The organism is Bradyrhizobium sp. MOS002 (assembly GCF_003020115.1).
Taxonomy (GTDB): Bacteria; Pseudomonadota; Alphaproteobacteria; order Rhizobiales; family Xanthobacteraceae; genus Bradyrhizobium.
In genome coordinates this window covers 49,897-67,409 of record NZ_PYFX01000022.1, presented here as the reverse complement: position 1 = coordinate 67,409, position 17,513 = coordinate 49,897, and the positions used below count along the sequence as shown (strand labels likewise).

The 17,513-nt window shown below is 64.1% G+C and carries 22 protein-coding genes; 13 read left to right on the top strand and 9 right to left on the bottom strand.

Annotation, left to right across the window (positions count from 1 at the left end; genetic code table 11):
* Positions 1-12 precede the first annotated feature (12 nt).
* Positions 13-585, bottom strand: a complete 573-nt coding sequence (locus C7G41_RS32930; RefSeq protein ID WP_106946433.1) for a DUF3280 domain-containing protein — start codon at positions 583-585, stop codon at positions 13-15.
* Positions 586-644: 59 nt separating this feature from the next.
* Here C7G41_RS32930 and C7G41_RS32925 point away from each other — a divergent pair, with 59 nt between their 5' ends.
* The 6 genes from C7G41_RS32925 to C7G41_RS32900 all read left to right on the top strand — a co-directional run bounded on the left by C7G41_RS32925 (position 645) and on the right by C7G41_RS32900 (position 5,512).
* Positions 645-1,826 carry an ABC transporter substrate-binding protein gene (locus C7G41_RS32925; RefSeq protein WP_106946432.1) on the top strand — a complete coding sequence of 394 codons (1,182 nt, stop codon included), beginning with the start codon at positions 645-647 and terminating at the stop codon, positions 1,824-1,826.
* A gap of 10 nt (positions 1,827-1,836) precedes the next feature.
* On the top strand, positions 1,837-2,817 hold the full coding sequence (locus tag C7G41_RS32920) for a YVTN family beta-propeller repeat protein (protein ID WP_245446832.1): 981 nt from the start codon (positions 1,837-1,839) through the stop codon (positions 2,815-2,817).
* Positions 2,814-3,620, top strand: a complete 807-nt coding sequence (locus tag C7G41_RS32915) for an ABC transporter ATP-binding protein (protein WP_106946430.1) — start codon at positions 2,814-2,816, stop codon at positions 3,618-3,620. Before C7G41_RS32920 ends, C7G41_RS32915 begins: the two co-directional genes overlap by 4 nt.
* Positions 3,617-4,465 (top strand): ABC transporter permease, encoded by an 849-nt coding sequence (locus C7G41_RS32910; protein ID WP_106946429.1) that lies wholly within the window; start codon positions 3,617-3,619, stop codon positions 4,463-4,465. The genes C7G41_RS32915 and C7G41_RS32910 overlap by 4 nt, the downstream gene beginning before the upstream one ends.
* Complete coding sequence (locus C7G41_RS32905) at positions 4,462-5,076, top strand: hypothetical protein (RefSeq protein ID WP_106946428.1); 615 nt, start codon at positions 4,462-4,464, stop codon at positions 5,074-5,076. The genes C7G41_RS32910 and C7G41_RS32905 overlap by 4 nt, the downstream gene beginning before the upstream one ends.
* 136 nt (positions 5,077-5,212) lie before the next feature.
* Positions 5,213-5,512, top strand: coding sequence for a copper-binding protein (locus C7G41_RS32900; protein ID WP_106946427.1), 300 nt, complete (start codon positions 5,213-5,215; stop codon positions 5,510-5,512).
* A gap of 128 nt (positions 5,513-5,640) precedes the next feature.
* On the opposite strand, the gene C7G41_RS32895 is transcribed toward C7G41_RS32900, so the two are convergent.
* Complete coding sequence (locus C7G41_RS32895) at positions 5,641-6,198, bottom strand: PQQ-dependent catabolism-associated CXXCW motif protein (protein ID WP_106946426.1); 558 nt, start codon at positions 6,196-6,198, stop codon at positions 5,641-5,643.
* A 10-nt stretch (positions 6,199-6,208) separates the two neighbouring features.
* Entirely contained in the window at positions 6,209-7,090 is an 882-nt protein-coding gene (locus tag C7G41_RS32890; protein ID WP_106946425.1) for a substrate-binding domain-containing protein, read from the bottom strand.
* A gap of 130 nt (positions 7,091-7,220) precedes the next feature.
* Between C7G41_RS32890 and C7G41_RS32885 the strand changes: the two genes are divergently transcribed.
* Positions 7,221-8,147: a quinoprotein relay system zinc metallohydrolase 2 gene (locus tag C7G41_RS32885; protein ID WP_106946424.1), complete on the top strand. Its 927-nt coding sequence runs from the start codon at positions 7,221-7,223 to the stop codon at positions 8,145-8,147.
* A 50-nt stretch (positions 8,148-8,197) separates the two neighbouring features.
* Complete coding sequence (locus C7G41_RS32880) at positions 8,198-9,016, top strand: quinoprotein dehydrogenase-associated SoxYZ-like carrier (RefSeq protein WP_199198735.1); 819 nt, start codon at positions 8,198-8,200, stop codon at positions 9,014-9,016.
* Between the two features lie 19 nt (positions 9,017-9,035).
* Here the strand turns inward: C7G41_RS32880 and C7G41_RS32875 are convergent, their stop codons facing one another.
* Together C7G41_RS32875 and C7G41_RS32870 are read right to left on the bottom strand one after the other, a co-directional pair.
* Positions 9,036-9,908, bottom strand: a complete 873-nt coding sequence (locus C7G41_RS32875; RefSeq protein ID WP_245446831.1) for a transporter — start codon at positions 9,906-9,908, stop codon at positions 9,036-9,038.
* Between the two features lie 225 nt (positions 9,909-10,133).
* Entirely contained in the window at positions 10,134-10,493 is a 360-nt protein-coding gene (locus C7G41_RS32870; RefSeq protein WP_106946421.1) for a hypothetical protein, read from the bottom strand.
* Positions 10,494-10,580: 87 nt separating this feature from the next.
* Between C7G41_RS32870 and C7G41_RS32865 the strand changes: the two genes are divergently transcribed.
* The 4 genes from C7G41_RS32865 to C7G41_RS32850 are packed head-to-tail and all read left to right on the top strand — an operon-like array spanning position 10,581 to position 13,401.
* The gene (locus C7G41_RS32865) at positions 10,581-11,561 is read left to right on the top strand and encodes an ABC transporter substrate-binding protein (RefSeq protein WP_199198741.1); all 981 of its coding nucleotides are present in this window, start codon (positions 10,581-10,583) and stop codon (positions 11,559-11,561) included.
* A 1-nt stretch (position 11,562) separates the two neighbouring features.
* The gene (locus C7G41_RS32860; RefSeq protein WP_106946419.1) at positions 11,563-12,300 is read left to right on the top strand and encodes an ABC transporter permease; all 738 of its coding nucleotides are present in this window, start codon (positions 11,563-11,565) and stop codon (positions 12,298-12,300) included.
* Complete coding sequence (locus tag C7G41_RS32855; protein WP_106946418.1) at positions 12,290-13,000, top strand: ABC transporter ATP-binding protein; 711 nt, start codon at positions 12,290-12,292, stop codon at positions 12,998-13,000. Before C7G41_RS32860 ends, C7G41_RS32855 begins: the two co-directional genes overlap by 11 nt.
* Positions 13,001-13,047: 47 nt before the next feature.
* Positions 13,048-13,401: a hypothetical protein gene (locus tag C7G41_RS32850; RefSeq protein WP_007601387.1), complete on the top strand. Its 354-nt coding sequence runs from the start codon at positions 13,048-13,050 to the stop codon at positions 13,399-13,401.
* Between the two features lie 166 nt (positions 13,402-13,567).
* On the opposite strand, the gene C7G41_RS32845 is transcribed toward C7G41_RS32850, so the two are convergent.
* The 4 genes from C7G41_RS32845 to C7G41_RS32830 all read right to left on the bottom strand — a co-directional run bounded on the left by C7G41_RS32845 (position 13,568) and on the right by C7G41_RS32830 (position 15,497).
* Positions 13,568-13,777 (bottom strand): hypothetical protein, encoded by a 210-nt coding sequence (locus tag C7G41_RS32845; RefSeq protein WP_027566545.1) that lies wholly within the window; start codon positions 13,775-13,777, stop codon positions 13,568-13,570.
* 133 nt (positions 13,778-13,910) lie between these two features.
* Complete coding sequence (locus C7G41_RS32840) at positions 13,911-14,816, bottom strand: hypothetical protein (RefSeq protein WP_106946417.1); 906 nt, start codon at positions 14,814-14,816, stop codon at positions 13,911-13,913.
* Positions 14,817-14,852: 36 nt separating this feature from the next.
* Positions 14,853-14,933, bottom strand: coding sequence for a pyrroloquinoline quinone precursor peptide PqqA (pqqA, locus tag C7G41_RS32835; protein ID WP_018460299.1), 81 nt, complete (start codon positions 14,931-14,933; stop codon positions 14,853-14,855).
* A 171-nt stretch (positions 14,934-15,104) separates the two neighbouring features.
* On the bottom strand, positions 15,105-15,497 hold the full coding sequence (locus C7G41_RS32830; protein WP_106946455.1) for an EF-hand domain-containing protein: 393 nt from the start codon (positions 15,495-15,497) through the stop codon (positions 15,105-15,107).
* A gap of 341 nt (positions 15,498-15,838) precedes the next feature.
* Between C7G41_RS32830 and C7G41_RS32825 the strand changes: the two genes are divergently transcribed.
* Positions 15,839-17,503, top strand: coding sequence for a methanol/ethanol family PQQ-dependent dehydrogenase (locus C7G41_RS32825; RefSeq protein ID WP_106946416.1), 1,665 nt, complete (start codon positions 15,839-15,841; stop codon positions 17,501-17,503).
* Positions 17,504-17,513 lie beyond the last annotated feature (10 nt).

Here is a 17,513-nt window from a genome sequence, read left to right as displayed (position 1 = left end):
TCTTGGAAGAATCTACTGCGGTTTGCCGTAATTCGGTGCCAGCAACCGGTTGCGGATCAGATAGCTCATCGTGCGCGTCCAGGATTCATCCGTGTTGCCGCGCATGTCGGCGCTGGCGGCTGTGATCATGTTGCCGGTCTTCACGTCGCGCAGGTAGATGTTCAGATTGATGATCAGGTTCGAGACCTTCTGCACCATGCCGGTGATTTCTAGCTCTGCACCCAGCTGCCCGGCAAGCTGGAGATCGCAGCCGCCGCAGGCCTGCAGATTGGCGTGACGGGCCGCGTCCCGGATCGGCGCGATATCGAGCAGCTGGAACCTGCCTGACTCAACCAGTGCCTTGCGCAACTGCTCGCTGATGAGGTCGAGCCGCGCCTCCTCGGGCTTGGATCCGTAGAACTCGCCGGGCAGGCTGGTGTCGATCAGTTCGAAATCGAACACGGCAAGTTTCGGCGGATCGGCGAACGCGACCGAGCCCGTCAACAGCAAAGCGGCGAAACATATCAGCGCTCGCATGATCGTGATTCCATGCCTCGCACGCGCGAGGACAAAATGCGGGGTTGCATGCCCTGACAAATCGGTCATGCTTTAGCAGAGACAATTCTCCATCGGCGGTCAAGCCGGGGAGAACATCTGGAGGAAACATGATCCGATGGTTGGTCGGCCTGATCGGCCTGGGTTTTGCTGCGACGAGCGCGCTCGCGGCCGACCCTGTCATGATCGGCGTCGGCTATCTCGGCGTCGCCGGCACCAGATCGACGCTGTCGCTGGTCGAGCAGCCCGCGGAGAATGACGGCGTCGCCGGCGCGCGCCTCGCCATCGAGGACAACAACACCACCGGCAAATTCCTCCACCAGCGTTTTGCGCTCGAGGAGCGCCGGATCAAGGAGGGCGAGGATGCCGTGCAGGCCGCGACCGACCTCGCCGCACGCAACGGCTTTATCATCGCCGACCTGCCGGCCGACGCGCTGCTGAAGGTCGCAGACGCCCTGCGCGAGCGCGGCACGTTGCTGTTCAACGCGGGCGCGATCGACGAGCGGCTGCGCGAGGCCGATTGCCGCGCCAACGTCGTCCACACCGCGCCGACGCGCGCAATGCTGGCCGATGCGCTCGGCCAATATCTGGTCTGGAAGCAGTGGAAGCGCTGGCTGCTCGTGGTCGGCTCGCATGACGAGGACAAACTGTTCGCCGATGCGCTCCGGCGCACCGCGACGCGGTTCGGCGCCAAGATCGTGCAGGAGCGCAGCTTCGAGGACAAAGGCGGCGCGCGCCGCACGGACTCGGGCGTGACGCTGATCCAGCGCCAGATGCCGGTGTTCACGCAACAGGCACCGGCCTATGACGTGCTGGTCGCCGCTGACGAGAGCGAAGTGTTCGGCGCGTACCTGCCCTATCGCACCTGGGATCCGCGGCCTGTCGCGGGCTCTGCCGGCCTGGTGCCGCGGAGCTGGGACGCAGCGCAAGACCAGTGGGGCGCGATCCAGATGCAGAACCGCTTCGTCAAGCTGAACGCTCGGCGGATGACCGCGCTCGACATGCAGGTCTGGACCGCGGTGCGCATGATCGGCGAGGCCACCTCGCGCACCAATTCCGGCGACGTCAAGAAGGTCACCGATTTCATCAAGGGTCCGGATTTCTCGGTCGCCGCCTTCAAGGGCACAAAGCTGACCTTGCGCGACTGGAACCTGCAGCTGCGCCAGCCGATCCTGCTGGTCGACGGCCGCATGGTGGTGTCGGTGTCGCCGCAGGAAGGTTTTCTGCACCAGGTCTCCGAGCTCGATACGCTCGGCTATGACCGCCCGGAGAGCAAATGCAAGCTGAAGTGAGGACATTAAAGTGAGGACTTGGACGTTGCGCGCGTGGCGTGTTGGGTTGCTGTCCGGACTGGCGCTGGCGGCAGCGCCGGCGCATGCGTTCATCGCCTATGTCTCGAACGAGAAGAGCAACACGGTGTCGGTGATCGACACCGACAGCTGGACGGTGACCAAGACCATCAAGGTCGGCCAGCGCCCGCGCGGCATCGACTTCACGCGCGACGGCAAGTTCGTGATGGTCGCGGTCGGCGACGACGACACCATCCAGATGATCGACGCCAAGACGCAAACCGTGGTGGACAGCCTGCCCTCCGGGCCCGACCCGGAATTGTTCGCCCAGGATGCCGCCGGCAAGGTCCTCTATGTCGCCAACGAGAACGACAACACGGTGACCGTGATCGACCTCGAGAAGCGCGCCCGCCTTGGCGACATCCAGGTCGGCGTCGAGCCCGAGGGCATGACCATCAGCCCGGACGGCAAGACACTGATCAACACGTCCGAGACCACCAACATGGCGCATTTCATCGACACGTCGTCGCGCCAGATCGTCGCCAGCGTGCTGGTCGACGCGCGGCCGCGCTTTGCCGAGTTCAAGCACGATGCTTCCGAATTGTGGGTGTCCTCGGAGATCGGCGGCACCGTCTCGATCATCGATCCCGCAAAGCACGAGGTGACCGGCAAGATCAATTTCGAGATTCCGGGGTTGAGGAAAGAGGCCATCCAGCCCGTTGGCATCGGCATGACCCGGGACGACAAGACCGCCTTCATCGCGCTCGGTCCCGCCAACCGCGTCGCCGTGGTCGACGTCGCGACGCGCAAGGTGACGAAATATCTGCTGGTCGGACAACGGGTCTGGCACATGGCATTCACGCCCGACGAGAAGTTTCTGCTCACCACCAATGGCGTGTCGAACGACGTCTCCGTCATCGACGTCGCCGCGCAAAAGGTGATCAAGACCATTCAGGTGGGCGAACTGCCCTGGGGTATCACGATCGCGCCATGACCAGCCCTGCTCCCATCGCCGAACAGCGCGAGACGCCACGGCCCGATCCGGCGGCGGTGCCGGCGCTGTCGATCGACGGCGTCAGCCACGCCTATGGCGAGCGCCGCGCGCTGATGGAGGTGTCCTTCAACGTGCAGCCCGCGAGCTTCACGGCCCTGCTCGGCCTCAACGGCGCGGGCAAGAGCACGCTGTTCTCGCTGATCACGCGGCTGTTCGGCATCCAGTCCGGCCGCGTCGGCATTTTCGGCCATGACATCAGCAAAAGCCCCGGCGAAGCGCTGCGGCTGCTCGGCGTCGTGTTCCAGCCGCGCACGCTCGATCTCGATCTGTCGCTGACGCAGAACCTGCTCTATCACGCCGCGCTCCACGGCATCAGCCGCGGCGAGGCGCGCGCACGATCCGCCGAGCTGCTCGATCGCATCGGGCTCACCGAGCGCGGCGGCAGCAAGGTGCGCGATCTCTCGGGCGGGCAGATGCGGCGGCTGGAGATCGCCCGGGCGCTGCTGCACCGGCCGCGCCTGCTTTTGCTGGACGAGCCGACCGTCGGCCTCGACGTCAAGGCGCGCGCCGACATCATCAGCCACGTGCGCCAGCTCGTGAGCGAGCAAGGTATCGGCGTGCTCTGGGCCACGCATCTGTTCGACGAGATCGTGGCCGGTGACGATCTCGTGGTGCTGCACCAGGGCAAGGTGCTGGCGCAGGGGCCGATGAGCCGCGTCGTCGCGGAAGCCGGCGCGCAGGACGTCAACACTGCCTTCATGCGCCTGACCGGCGCGCAGACCCTGCCGGGTGGCGGCGCATGAGCAGCATCACCACGCGCGAGGCGCCGCGCGGCTTCTCGGCCGCCGAATACATGACCTGCCTCACGGGCATCGTCTGGCGAGAGGGACTGCGCTTCCTGCACCAACGCGAGCGTTTCGTCTCGGCGCTGGTGCGGCCGCTGGTGTGGCTGTTCATCTTCGCCGCCGGCTTCCGCCAGGTGCTCGGCATCTCCATCATCCCGCCCTACGAGACCTACATCCTCTACGAGGTCTTCATCGCGCCCGGGCTGATGGCGATGATCCAGCTCTTCAACGGCATGCAGTCCTCGCTCTCGATGGTCTATGACCGCGAGATGGGCAACATGCGCACGCTGCTGGTAAGCCCACTGCCGCGCGGCTACCTGCTGTTCAGCAAGCTGCTCGCGGGCACCGCGGTGTCGCTGCTCCAGGTCTACGCGTTCCTGCTGATCGCCTGGTTCTGGGACATCACGCCTCCTCCGATCGGCTATCTCACCGTGCTGCCGGCACTGATCCTGTCCGGACTGATGCTGGGCTCGCTCGGCATGCTGATCTCCTCCGGCATCAAGCAGCTGGAGAACTTTGCCGGCGTGATGAATTTTGTCATTTTCCCGATGTTCTTCGCTTCATCGGCGCTCTACCCGCTCTGGCGGGTGCAGGAGGGCAGCCCCTATCTCTATTATCTCTGCGAGGCCAATCCGTTCACCCATGCGGTCGAGCTGATACGCTTTGCATTCTACGGGCAAATCAACTGGATCTCGCTGGCGGTGGTCGCGACCTGCACAATCGTCTTCATGATCGGCGCGATCTATGCCTATGATCCCTCGCGCGGGCTGGCGCGACGGGGCCCTGCGGGAGGCGAAGGATGACGGTTCGGATTCTGGCCATGTCCGCCCTGATGCTTGCAGCCGCGAGCACGGCGGCACACGCGGCCGATCCGCGCTATCCGGATTGGCCCTGCACGCAGGCAAAAGTGCCGGAAATTTCGCTCGCCGCCGTATGGGCTGGTCCTTCACTCGAGGACGTGCAGAACAAATGGAAGGACGACGCCAAAGTCAGCGCGCTGGTCGCCAAACTGTCGGCGCGCAAGACGCCGCTGGACGAGGCGGAGAAGCTGGTGAAGGAGTTTCTGGCGGGCTCCGCGGCCGACAAGACCGCGCATGCGAAACTGCTGTTCGCAGGCCTGTTCGACACGCTCAACGCTCAGCGCTCGCAGGTCATGGGCGGGCTGGAACGCGTCAGCCGCAAGCAGCGCGAAGCCGCCGACAAGATTCGCGAGGAGAGTGTCCAGCTCCAGGCGCTCCAGGGCGCCACGCCGCGCGACGAGGCCAAGGTCGAGGCGCTCAGCAACGAGCTGATCTGGAAGACCCGCATTTTCGAGGACCGCTACAAGGTGGTGCGGTTCGTTTGCGAGGTTCCCACCATGATCGACCAGCGCCTGTTCGCGCTCGGACGCGTGATCCAGCAGGAAATGGAATAGCGTCAGCCTCATTGACCGCTTGCGGCAGGTTCCCGCGCCTCCATTGCCATCATTAACTGTCGCCGCGCTATATGGCGGAACCAAACCGGGTTAGGATGTCTTGTCGATAGGTAATCCAAGGCATCGGGAGGCCTCGATGGGAACCACGAAATTCATCCTCGCAGGCGCTGCGGCCATCAGCATGCTCGCAAGCAGCGCATTCGCTGACGACTTGACCGGAATGGTCACCCGGATAGATCGGCTCAACAGCACGATTTCGATCCAGCAGACGCAGAAGGGCACAGTCGGCGGCAGCGCGGGCGGCGCCGGCGCGCTCCAGGAGTACAAGACCAAGGATGCCGCGATGCTCGATGCCGTCCACGCCGGCGACAAAGTGAGCTACTCGGCGACCGACAATAACGGCACGGGCACGCTGACGAAGTTGCAGAAGCAGTAGGCTTTTCCTCGCTCTTCCCACGTGCGACACAGCGTCTTGGCCGGGCTTGTCCCGGCCATCCACGCAATAGCCACGCGGCACCAAGAACGTGGATGCCCGGGACAAGCCCGAGCATGACGATCTTTTGCCTAATGCTCCGGCCGCGGCTCGGGCTGCGCCTCCTCTGTGGGAAGCTTTGCACGCTCCCAGCCGTCGGTGCCAGCGGGATACCAGGTGACGCTGGAGTAGCCATACGCGAGCGCGCGCTTGGCGGCGTTCCAGGACATCCAGCAATCGGCCAGGCAATAGATCACCAGCAGCGCGGCCTTGTCGCCATGAGATGCACGTGCGAGTCCGCGCTGGAAATAGTCGTCCATGGCGGGCGGCAGCGTGCCGTAGCCGGTATCCGGCAGCCAGATGCTGCCCGGAATATTTTTGCGCGGCGCCTCGCGCCAGACGGTACCCGCGGGAAGGTTCTTCGGCTTCGGCGCGCGCGGCAGCACGTCGATGAAGGCGCCGCTCTTCGCGTGCCAGATCGCCTCGGCTTCTGACGTCGACAGCACGCGCGCGCCGCCGAGCGTCGCCGGCACAGGCGCGCGGTAATTGTCGGTGCGATAACCCTCGGGCTCGAACGGCTCCTGCTGCTGCGCAACGACCGGCGCCACCAGCGCGGCGGCGACCATCGCAACGGCAAGGTGCCGCCTCATGGCGTCTGCCTCATGGTGTCTTTTTGGCCGTCTCCGCGCCGAGCGGCCGATCGTTCTCGTCCAGCAGCGGCACGCCGAAGTCGAGCAGGATCTTGTTGATCTCGCCCTGGTTCTCGTGGATCAACTTGTTGAGCTGCCGCTTCCAGTTCTGGTCGGCGCCACGCACGCCCATGCCGATGCGATAGACCAGTTTTGGCCCGGTGGTTTCCTTCACCAGCGGCGTGACATGAAGCGAGCCCGCCTTTTTCGCGTAGAACCCCGCCATCGGCCCCCACAGCACGCCGGCGTCGATCGTGCCCGCCGTGAGATCATTGATCATTGCCTGCGCCGAATTGTCGTATCGCGTGTCGATCATCAGCGGATAAGGCTTTGCATCGCCCATCAGTCCCGCGATGGCCATGTTGGTCGCAGGCGGCGTGCCGGCGACGATGCCGACATGCTTGCCCTTCAGCCTGGTATCCTCGAGCGTGTCGACCTCATCCAGCCCGCTGCCTGCTTTCGCGACCAGGGCATAGCTCGTGCGGTAATAGGGATTGGTGCCTTGCACGAGGTCGTCGCCCTGGGGGAAGCCCATGATGACGTCGCAGCGATGCGAGCCGAGCGTCATGCGCACGAAGCCGGTGGCTTGCGGAAAAAAGACGTAGTCGAGCTTCTTCTGGAGCTTGTCCGCAAACAGCTCGGCAAGCTTGTTCTCGAACCCCTCGCCCTTCTCGTTCGAGAACGGCAGATTGCGCGGGTCGGAACAGACGCGCAGCACCTTGGGGTCGACCAGTTCGAACGAGAGGTCACCCGTCTCGTTGGTCTGCGCGATGGCGCCGTCGCCCAACATGCAAGACGCAACCAGGATACTCAGTGAAAACAACCAGCGACGATGTCGTCCGGCCTCCGTCATCGCGCTTCCTCCTAGGCTTGTTTGAATGCTAGCCATGCAACGCATGACGCGCCATGTCTTGCCAGACTGTGTGGCTGGCTTTTCTTTGTTGCAGTGCAATGCATACAACCCTTTGAACTGAGGCGGAAAAGTGTCTCGCATCGCTCTCGTGATCGCAGCCTTGTCCCTGCTGGTGACAACGACGCTAGCATGCGCCGCGGCGACCGAATTGCCTGTGAGCGAAGTCGCGCCGGGAATCTTCGTACACTCCGGGACCATCGCCCTGATGACCCGCGAGAACGAGGGCGACATCGCCAATGTCGGCTTCATCGTGGGCGATGATGCGGTAGCTGTGATCGATACCGGCGGCAGCGTTCGCGAGGGCGAGGCGCTGCTGGCGGCGGTGCGGGCCCGGACCAGCAAGCCGATCCGCTACGTCATCAATACCCACGGCCATCCCGACCATGTTTTCGGCAATGCGGCCTTCGCCGCCGGGGACACCATTTTCGTCGGTCACAGCAGGCTGCCGCGGGCGCTGGCTGCGCGCGGGCCGTACTATCTCGACAATTTTAGACGCATCATGGGCGACGAATTGATCTCTCCCGTGAAGATCGTGCCCCCCACAATGCTTGTCACGGACACCCTGACGCTCGATCTCGGCTCGCGCCGCCTGACCTTGCGGGCCTGGCCGGCCGGGCACAGCGACAATGATTTGACCGTGTTCGATGAGATGACGACGACGCTGTTCAGTGGCGACCTCGTCTTCCTCCGCCATATTCCGGTGATGGACGGCAGCATTCGCGGCTGGCTCGGCACCCTCGGGGAACTCGAGAGCATTCCGGCGCAGCGCGTCGTTCCCGGTCACGGGCCCGTGAGCGAGTGGCCTGCGGCGCTGACCGATGAACGGCGCTACCTGATGGCACTGCTGGCAGACGTCCGGGCGTCGAACAAGAAGGGCGAACCGATCCGAACCGCCGCAGAGAAGGCCGCCGCCTTCGAACGGCCGCAGTGGGAGCTGTTCGACGACTACAACGCCCGCAACGCAACCGCAGCATTTTCGGAAATTGAATGGGAGTAGCGGACGCGCTACGATGCGCGAAACGTTGCTTCGTCCGCGGGACCATGACCATGACGGGATGCACGCGCCGACTACCCCTGATCGCCCTGCTCCTCGGCATTGCATTCGCCGTGCCGGCGCAGGCTGATGAGGCTTATGATCCCTGGCCGGGCCTGGTGCAGGACATCTTCAGCAACCGTCCGATGAATGACGGCGGCAATGTCATTGGCATCGAGATGCCGTATCGCGCCGAGGACGCGGCCATCGTGCCCGTGACCCTGCGCAGCAGGCTCTCGCCCGGCGATGCCCGCCGCATCCGTTCGATCACGCTGGTGATCGATCGTAACCCGGCGCCGATGGCGGCGAAGTTCGAACTCGGACCGGATGCCAACGTCACCGAAATCTCGACGCGCGTGCGTGTCAACAACTACACCGACGTCCATGCGGTGGCCGAGCTCAGCGACGGCCAGCTCTACGTCTCGAAGGTCTATGTAAAGGCCTCCGGCGGCTGCTCGGCGCCGGCGGGAAAGAATGCCGAGGAAGCCCAGAACCGGCTCGGCCAGATGCGCTACCGGCAATTCGCGCGCGAGGAGGCCCCGGCGAGCCGGATGCGGGAGGCGCAGATCATGATCGGCCATCCCAACAATTCGGGGCTGCAGATGGACCAGGTCACGCAGCTCTACATTCCCGCCTTCTTCGTCAACCAGCTCAAGCTGACGCAGGACGACAGCCCCGTGCTTTCGATGGAAGGCGGCATCTCGATCTCGGAAGATCCCAACCTGCGCTTCACCTATGTGTCCAATGGCGCCAGGCGTTTCCGCGCGGAAGCCAAGGACACGGATGGTCACGTATTCCGCAACGAGTGGGATGTGGAGAAGCCGGGGACGTGAGGGCGTCCATCATCCTCCCTCAATATCCCTCGCCCCAACGATACTGCCATGCGATACCAACAGCTGTCAGTTCGCTTCCCGTGCGGCTGGTGATGCCGGTGCTGGCAGAGAGCTTGACTGAGTTTTGTCGATCGATCGGAAACGCAACCGTCACGCCCGCGCGCGAAATGGCCTGCTCGTTGTCGTTTTTGACGCCGTTGAGGGTCGTGCTGCCGCCGGCGAAATAGAGTCCGTCCAGCGCCATCCATATGCCGGACTGGAACGTGTAGATGACATGTCCCTGCACCGCATAGATCGGAGCTTGCGAGAACGTCTTGCCGCCGAAGAAGTCGGTGTTGTCGCTGAAGAAGGTCACGCTGGGGGCGAGCTCGACCGTCCACGGTCCCCATGCCTTTGAAATTCCGAGCTCGGGCCGGAACGACCAACGGTTGCCGCCGAGGTTGAGCAGCTTGGTGCTGTCATATTGCCCGAGGGGCGCGGAGACCTGAAGGCTTACGCCCACGATCAGATCCTGGTGGTAGCTGGCGAAGTCCTTCGCCGAGAGCGCGGGAGCCCCAAACAGGTTGACCGAGACACGAAATCGCGGATCGCCCAGACCGGACATCTCCCGTTCGCGCGGCTCGCCGTTGACGAGCCCATGCGCGGCAAACGACGATGTCGGCACGATCGCGTCGAACTTGGCCGACTGGCCGGCGACGTCGAAGGACCGAACATAGGCCACTACGCCGGTATCGGAGCGGAATGCGGCATCGGCGATCGCGGTGCTGGGATCGAACGCGAGCTTGCCTTGGGTGTAAACGTAGCCCGAGATCAGGAAATTCAACCCGACAGCCGTATTCGAATACGATCGCGGCTCGGCCTCCTGCGCGCTCGCATTCGAGACCGCCGACAATGCGGCGACTATTCCCAATGCCGGGCCGAGCGGGAACCGTCTTGCGCGACGCGCTTGAGGCGCATCGGCGTTCGCATCATCGATGATGGGCGCATCACCAACCGCCCGGTGCACTCCAACGCCGTGCCGGTCCATCGAGATACCCTACCAAGCAAGCCCATCGGATCATACCATCGAAGCTACGCCGGCGACCTTGACGAGGGAAGCGAAGCAGCGCGGCAACGGTCAAAAACACCTCACTTCGGCTTCCGCCTGCGCTCGCCTCAAATCATTCACGGCCGAGTTCGCCTGCTCCGAGGTGCGGAACTGGACGCCGAGATTGCCGCGGACCTGCGACATGCTGAGCGCGGTTTCGGCGGTGACGTAGCGCTCATAAGACACGATCGAGGCCACCACGTCGATCGAGCAGGAACATTGCTCGATCGCCTGCCGGCTCTCGCCATTGGCCTTCATGCACCCGTAGACATACTCGGCACGCGCCGACGTCGGATAATCGTTGGCCTCTTCGGCCTGCACGGCGAGCGCGGTCGCAGCCCACACCGCCAATGCGGCGACAATCGGTCGTAGCTGTCCGGCCAGATTCATGCGCGTCCTCCCGCTGGTTGCGACGGAAGCTATGCTATGCGTATTGTCCTGAAAAGCACTTCATCAGAGGAAACGGCTCACAAGGTGATGAGAGCATTTGGTCGATCATTGGCGCTCGCGGTGACGCTGGCGCTGACACTAGCCGAGCCCGGCCGCGCCGCGGATACGGTCCGCCTTGCGGTGCAGAAGACCGGAACATTCTCCTGGGAGCTGGCCGCGATCCGCGCCGGCGGCCTCGACAAGGAGGCCGACCTGTCGCTCGACGTCACCGAGCTTGCGAGCCCCGAGGCCGGCAAGATCGCGCTGCGCGCCGGCAATGCCGACATCATCCTGTCCGACTGGCTGTGGGTGTCGCGCGAGCGCACGCTCGGCGCCAAGCTCACCTTTTATCCCTATTCCAGCGCGCTCGGCGCGGTGATGGTACCGGCCTCCTCGCCGATCAAGTCGCTCGCCGATTTGAAGGGCCGCAAGCTCGCCGTCGGCGGTGGTCCCATCGACAAGAGCTGGCTGCTGCTGCAGGCGCGCATGAAGCAGGACGGCATCGACCTGAAGTCGGAGGCGACCGTCGTCTATGGTGCTCCGCCCCTGATCGCCGCCAAGGCGCTCGACGGCGAGATGGATGCGAGCCTCAATTTCTGGAATTTCTGCGCGCAGCTGGAGGCCAAGGGTTTTCGCCGCCTTACCGGCATCGAGGACATCCTGCCGAAACTCGGCGCCAAGGGCGCGGTCTCCGCAGTCGGCTATGTCTTCGACGAGAGCTGGGCGGCGAGCCATCGGGAGGCCGTGGCGCGCTTCATCGCGATGACGCGCAAGGCCAAGCAGCTGCTGGTGACCTCGGATGCCGCCTGGGACAAGATCGCGCCGCTGACCGGCACGAGTGATGCCACTCTTCTCAAGACCTATCGCGAGCGATATCGCGACGGCATTCCGCGCCGGAGCATCGACGACGAAGAAAAGGACGCGCGGGTGCTCTACCGCGTGCTTGCCGAGACCGGCGGCCGCGACCTGGTCGGACCGGCCGCCGAGCTCGAGCCCGGCACGTTCTATCACGCAGTTCCCGGAGACTGAGGTGCTGCGTCTTCTGTCGTTTGCCCTGTTACTCGCGATCTGGTGGATTGCCGCGCTGTTCGTCGGCGCCGCAAAGCTGCCCTCTCCGCCCGCCGTGCTCGACGTCGTCATCGCGGAAGCATCGAGCGGCGCGCTGTTCCTGCATCTCGGCGCCACGCTCGCGCGCGTGAGCCTCGCCTTCGTGCTGGCGATGTCGCTCGGCAGCGCCATCGGCTATCTGATGGGACGGGTGAGGCTGGCCGACCGGCTCGGCGATCCCTGGCTGATCCTGCTGCTGAACCTGCCCGCGCTGGTCGTGATCGTGCTGGCCTATATCTGGGCCGGGCTCACCGAGGCCGCAGCGATCGCGGCGATCGCCATCAACAAGCTGCCGACCGCCATCGTCACCCTGCGCGAGGGCACGCGCGCGCTCGACCGCTCGCTCGACGAGATGGCGAGCGTGTTCGCGATGCCGCGCTGGCGCGCCTTCCGCCACGTCGTGCTGCCGCAGCTGGCGCCCTATATCGCAGCCTCAGCCCGCTCCGGCTTGTCGCTGGTGTGGAAGATCGTGCTGGTCGCCGAACTCCTGGGCCGCCCGAACGGCGTCGGCTTCGAGATCGGCGTCGCCTTCCAATTGTTCGACACGCCGCGGCTGCTGGCCTATTCGCTGACCTTCGCCGCCGTCGTGCTCGTGATCGAGACCGCGCTGGTGCAACCGTTCGAGGCCCGGGCAACACGGTGGCGACCCCGTGCGGCTTGAGGTCGATATCACGGGCAAGACGTTCAGGAGTGCCGCGGGCGGAACGCAGGAGGTGCTGGCGCCGGTCAGCTTCGCGCTTCAATCCGGCGAGGTCGGCGTGCTGATCGGTCCGTCCGGCTGCGGCAAGAGCACGATGCTGCGCATCATCCTCGGGCTCGACCGCGATTTCGAGGGACGCGTTGCGCGCCCGCCGGAAGCGCGGATCGGCATGGTTTTCCAGGAGCCGCGGCTGCTGCCATGGCGCTCGGTCGAGCAGAATGTGCGGCTTGCGGCACCCGATGTCACGGATGCCAAGCTCGCCGAGCTGTTCAGGATCCTGGAGCTGGAGGCGCATCGCAGCCATTTTCCCGGCGAATTGTCGTTGGGGTTGGCCCGGCGCGTCGCGCTCGCCCGCGCCTTCGCGGTGGAGCCCGACCTGCTCGTGCTCGACGAGCCCCTGGCTTCGCTCGACGACGCACTCGCCGGCCGCTTGCGCGACGAGATCGCGACGCTGGTGGCGCGCCGTCCGGTGATGACGCTGCTCGTCACCCACAGCCTGGATGACGCGATCCGGCTCGGCGACCGCCTGTTCTTGCTCTCGCCGCGACCGGCGCGAATCGTTCGGGAGGTGCCGATCGCCATCCCGCGCGCGAAGCGCAGCGAGGCCGAACTCGGCAGGATCAGGGCCGAGCTCGCGGCGTTGCAGCTTGAATCGAAATGAGAACTCATGGTCAATTGGACCAACGACATCTTCGCGGGAGGTTCACCATGCGGCGTACGCTGATTGCGATCGGCATCCTGTTGGTTGCGATGCCGGGCGCGGCGCTCGCGCAGGCCAAGGGCAAGGGCATCCGGCTCTGGAATCTGACGACGGAGACGATCTCCGGCTTCCAGCTCTCGCCGGCCGGCAAGACCGAGTGGGGGCCGAACCAGTGCTTGAACGACAAGGACAAGGAGGTCGACCACGACGAGCGGCTGCGCATCACCGGCGTCGAGCCCGGTCGCTACGACGCCAGGGTCAGCTATCCCAATGCACGGCAGTGCATCGTGCGCGACATCGAGATCAAGGCGGATGCGGTGTTCTCGATCGCCGACAAGGATCTGAAGGATTGCAGCAAGTAACGCGGCTGCGTCACGAGCGTTTTCTCCTCATAGTGAGGAGCGCGGAACGCGCGTCTCGAACAATGCAGGCCCGGCTGTCCCTGTGGCTATCCTTCGAGACGCTTGCTTCGCAAGCTCCTGAGGATGAGGACCTGAGCCCGTCGTAACCAGGAAGGCAGCTCAGGGCTCACGCCTTGTCGTTCGGGTGCGGATATTCGCAACGCCACCGCACCGCCTGCCACTTCGGATGGTCGCCGACCCATTGCGCGATATAGGGCGGCGCGGCCATCGCGCATTGCGTTGGCGACCCCGCATAGTTGAACACCAGATGCTGCTCCTCGCAGGTCGCAGGCGAGAGCACCGCACAGACAGTCACTACCAGGTCGATCGGATTCATGCCGGGATCCTCGCAGAGGCGATAGAGATTAGCACAAAAGGTTACGCTCCGAGGAGCCGGAAGTTTCAATCCGGCCGTGCGAAATGGAGCGGGAATTGCCCCGTCGCCTCTCCCCGCAACCGGGGCGCGAGCGCTAGAAATTGACCCCAAACACCAGCCTCGCCTGGTGGCGCTCGAAATTGACGAGGTCAAGATTGCCGCCCGATCCGGCCGGACGGCCCCAGGCCTGCATGCTCCAGCTCATGGTCAGGCGCGAGCGCTCGGAAAGCTGGAAATAGGCGGTTGGACCGACGAAGAGCGCCTGGCCTGCGAACTCGCCGAGGCCGATGCCTTCGTACTGCCGGAAGTAGCGCACCTCGCCGCCGAGCAGCACATCGGGCCGCACGCGCACGAGGCCGGCGAAGGCCGCGCCGATGGTCGAGCTCTTTTCGGACAGTCCCGCCGTCTCGAAGCGGGCCCATTCGGGTTGATAGATCAGGTTGAGCGCCCCGATGGCGAAGTTCGGGATCAGTTCGCGATCGAAGGCGAGCGTGAAATCGGTACCGTACATCCGCCCCTTTGCGCCCGAGGTCTCGTCGATGCGGTCGCCATGGAGTTCGGCGGCGACAGTCAACCCGAATGGCGCGCGCTCGCGATCGAGCAGGCGATAGCGCAGGTCGAGCGAAGCGCCCTGGAAATTGAACTGGCGGCGGTCGCCGATATCAGGGACGCCGGTGATGTCGTGCAGGGTGGCGGTAGCCCCGACCTCGATGCGGAAGTTCGGCAGCGGCACGATCTCGATCTCGATCTCCTGCGAGAGGGCGCGATAGGTCCCGCCGCCCTTGCCGAATCGACCTGTCGTCTGGGTTTGGAATTCGCGCTCGCCGGGATTGCCGACATCGGTGCCGATCATGAAACCGAAGATGTGCTCGGTATCGAAGACCTCTTCGGCACTGACGCATACCGGCGCGAGCGCGACGGTGCAGGCGGCTATGGTCCAGAATGTATGGGCTCTCGCGCGCATCCCCAACACTACCACGGCTTCGACGGTGTTTGCCATCGAAGCCGCGGCAGGTCGTCAGTCTTACTTGCAGTCTTATTTGCGCAAAGCGCAGGCGTACATGTTGATTTCCATGCCGACCGGCACTTCCACGATCTTCGGAGCTTTCCAGGCCATTCGGGGACTCCCAAGGGATTGAGCGCGACATCGCGCCGGCCAAAACCTAGGGCTGCGTCAGTCACAGCGCAAGTCCGGAATCACGCCGTTGACACAGCGAACTGTCGCATCGCGCTTGCAAATTTCTCTCTCGGGCAACTCGCCTTCGCTCCCAGTCAAGGGTTGCGGTTCTCACCGCAACAAACGCAGCAGCGCGCGGCCGGCGCGCGAGTTCATCTCCTTCGCATCCAGCGTTCCATCCTTGTCGGGATTCGCCGTGTTGAATCGCTGCTCCACCACCGAGAGATATTCGTCGAGCGTGAGAGTCCCGTCGCGGTCGGGATCGGCGGCGGCGAGTTCTTTCGCCGTTAACCGTCCGCGCAACTCGCGGGCGTCGAGCGTTCCGTCGTGATCGGGATCGAGCTTGGCGAACAACGCGGCCGCCGCCTTCTTCACCTCGGCAAGATCGAGCGTGCCGTCATTGTCGGTATCGAACGTCTTGACCGCGTTGCCGGAGGCCGACCATGCCGGACCGAACAGCAGTGCAATCGTGAGCGCAAGTGCAACAGAGCGACGCGATATCATGAAAACCTCCTTGACCAAGAACTCCGATTCGAACCGGATCGAAGCGACATAAGTCCACAAGCGAGCCTCGGTTCAAGCCCCGAATTGTAGCCTGCGCACCGCACAACTTGCGGAACATGTCGGCCCGACCGCTGCCGTCGCGCACGCACGCTACTCCGTGCCGCGGAATTTCTTCAGCGCCTGCGCACAAGTGAGCCTTGCTTGTCAGGTCTCCGTCAGGTGACGACATCCGACGCCCACCATATCGGCGTCGCGATCACGACTTTCGTATTGACGCGTTTTGCATTCGGGCGGAGTGTTGCTGTCGCAGCGTCAATAGGCGCGCATATTGGGAGGAACGGATGAAACGCTTTGCGATGGCCGCAAGCCTCGTCATGCTTGCATCGACTTGTGCAAATGCACAAACCAGCGAGCAGCTGGTCAAGGGTGCGACCGACACATCGAACGTTCTCAACTACGGGATGGGCTACAATCTCCAGCGCTTCTCGACGCTGAACCAGATCAACAAGGACAGCGTCAAGAACCTTGTCCCGGTTTGGAACTACTCTTTCAACGACGATCGCAGTGAGGAATCGCAGCCGCTGGTGTACCAGGGCGTCATCTACGTGACGTCGCACAACGCGACCATGGCGGTCGACGCCAAGACCGGCAAGCAGATCTGGAAATCCAAGGTCGAGTATCCTGCCGAAACGCCGCGCATTGTCTGCTGCGGCATCATCAATCGCGGCGCCGCGCTCTATGACGGCAAGGTGTTCCGCACCACGCTCGACGCCAACGTGATCGCGCTCGACGCCAAGGACGGCAAGGAGCTGTGGCGGCAGAAGGCGGCAGATATCAAGGAAGGCTATTCGATGACGGTGGCGCCGCTGGTCGCCGACGGCGTCGTGATCACCGGCATCTCCGGCGCCGAGTTCGGCACCCGCGGCTTCATCGACGGCTGGGATCCGGCAACGGGCAAGCACCTGTGGCGCACCCATTCGATCCCCTCCCCCGACGAGCCCGGCGGCGACACCTGGAAGGGCGATACCTGGAAGCTCGGCGGTGGCTCGACCTGGATTACGGGCTCCTATGATCCCGAGCTGAACACGGTCTATTGGGGTATCGGCAATCCCGGACCGTTCAACTCGGCCGTGCGCCCGGGCGACAACCTCTACACCTGCTCCGTGCTGGCGATGGATCCCAAGACCGGCAAGATCAAATGGCACTACCAGTTCTCGCCGAACAATCCGTTCGACTATGACAGCGTGGCCGAGATGGTCCTCGCCGACATGAACGTCGAGGGCAAGCCGACCAAGGTGTTGATGGACGCCAACCGCAACGGCTTCTTCTACGTGCTCGACCGCACCAACGGAAAGCTGCTCGCGGCCAATCCTTACGTGAAGGTCAACTGGGCGACTGGAATCGACATGAAGACCGGACGTCCCATCGAGACCGACGTCTCGAAGGACGCGCGTGAGGGCAAGAAGGTGACCGTCTATCCGTCGATCCTCGGCGGCAAGAACTGGGAGCCGATGTCGTTCAATCCGCAGACCGGCCTTGCCTACGCCAATACGCTCGCCTTCGGTGGCAGGTACAAGACCGAACCCGCCACCTTCAAGCAGGGTGAATGGTATCTCGGCATGGACCTCACCGATCTCTGGGAATGGGGTGACGGCCCGCGCGGTCATCTGAAGGCGATCGATCCCATGACCGGCAAGGCGAAGTGGGAAGCACCAAGCGACATCCCGCGCTTCTCCGGCGTGTTGTCGACCGCGGGCGGCGTCGTGTTCTCGGGCGCGCTGACCGGCGAGTTCGAGGCCTTCGATGCCGACACCGGCAAGAAGCTCTGGCAGTTCCAGACCGGCTCGGGCATTGAGGGACAACCGGTGACCTGGCAGCAGGACGGCGTACAGTATGTCGCGGTGACGAGCGGCTATGGCGGCGTCTACTCGCTGTTCTCCGGCGACGAGCGGTTGGCCAAAATCCCGCCCGGCGGCTCGCTTTGGGTCTTTGCGGTCAAGCAATAACCACGGCACG

Excerpts from the sequence above, each read along its gene's own strand:
- C7G41_RS32930 (WP_106946433.1), bottom strand. The coding sequence starts at position 585 with ATGACCGATTTGTCAGGGCATGCAACCCCGCATTTTGTCCTCGCGCGT.
- C7G41_RS32925 (WP_106946432.1), top strand. The coding sequence starts at position 645 with ATGATCCGATGGTTGGTCGGCCTGATCGGCCTGGGTTTTGCTGCGACG.
- C7G41_RS32915 (WP_106946430.1), top strand. The coding sequence starts at position 2,814 with ATGACCAGCCCTGCTCCCATCGCCGAACAGCGCGAGACGCCACGGCCC.
- C7G41_RS32910 (WP_106946429.1), top strand. The coding sequence starts at position 3,617 with ATGAGCAGCATCACCACGCGCGAGGCGCCGCGCGGCTTCTCGGCCGCC.
- C7G41_RS32905 (WP_106946428.1), top strand. The coding sequence starts at position 4,462 with ATGACGGTTCGGATTCTGGCCATGTCCGCCCTGATGCTTGCAGCCGCG.
- C7G41_RS32900 (WP_106946427.1), top strand. The coding sequence starts at position 5,213 with ATGGGAACCACGAAATTCATCCTCGCAGGCGCTGCGGCCATCAGCATG.
- C7G41_RS32895 (WP_106946426.1), bottom strand. The coding sequence starts at position 6,198 with ATGAGGCGGCACCTTGCCGTTGCGATGGTCGCCGCCGCGCTGGTGGCG.
- C7G41_RS32890 (WP_106946425.1), bottom strand. The coding sequence starts at position 7,090 with ATGACGGAGGCCGGACGACATCGTCGCTGGTTGTTTTCACTGAGTATC.
- C7G41_RS32880 (WP_199198735.1), top strand. The coding sequence starts at position 8,198 with ATGACGGGATGCACGCGCCGACTACCCCTGATCGCCCTGCTCCTCGGC.
- C7G41_RS32870 (WP_106946421.1), bottom strand. The coding sequence starts at position 10,493 with ATGAATCTGGCCGGACAGCTACGACCGATTGTCGCCGCATTGGCGGTG.
- C7G41_RS32865 (WP_199198741.1), top strand. The coding sequence starts at position 10,581 with ATGAGAGCATTTGGTCGATCATTGGCGCTCGCGGTGACGCTGGCGCTG.
- C7G41_RS32850 (WP_007601387.1), top strand. The coding sequence starts at position 13,048 with ATGCGGCGTACGCTGATTGCGATCGGCATCCTGTTGGTTGCGATGCCG.
- C7G41_RS32845 (WP_027566545.1), bottom strand. The coding sequence starts at position 13,777 with ATGAATCCGATCGACCTGGTAGTGACTGTCTGTGCGGTGCTCTCGCCT.
- C7G41_RS32840 (WP_106946417.1), bottom strand. The coding sequence starts at position 14,816 with ATGGCAAACACCGTCGAAGCCGTGGTAGTGTTGGGGATGCGCGCGAGA.
- pqqA (WP_018460299.1), bottom strand. The coding sequence starts at position 14,933 with ATGGCCTGGAAAGCTCCGAAGATCGTGGAAGTGCCGGTCGGCATGGAA.
- C7G41_RS32830 (WP_106946455.1), bottom strand. The coding sequence starts at position 15,497 with ATGATATCGCGTCGCTCTGTTGCACTTGCGCTCACGATTGCACTGCTG.
- C7G41_RS32825 (WP_106946416.1), top strand. The coding sequence starts at position 15,839 with ATGAAACGCTTTGCGATGGCCGCAAGCCTCGTCATGCTTGCATCGACT.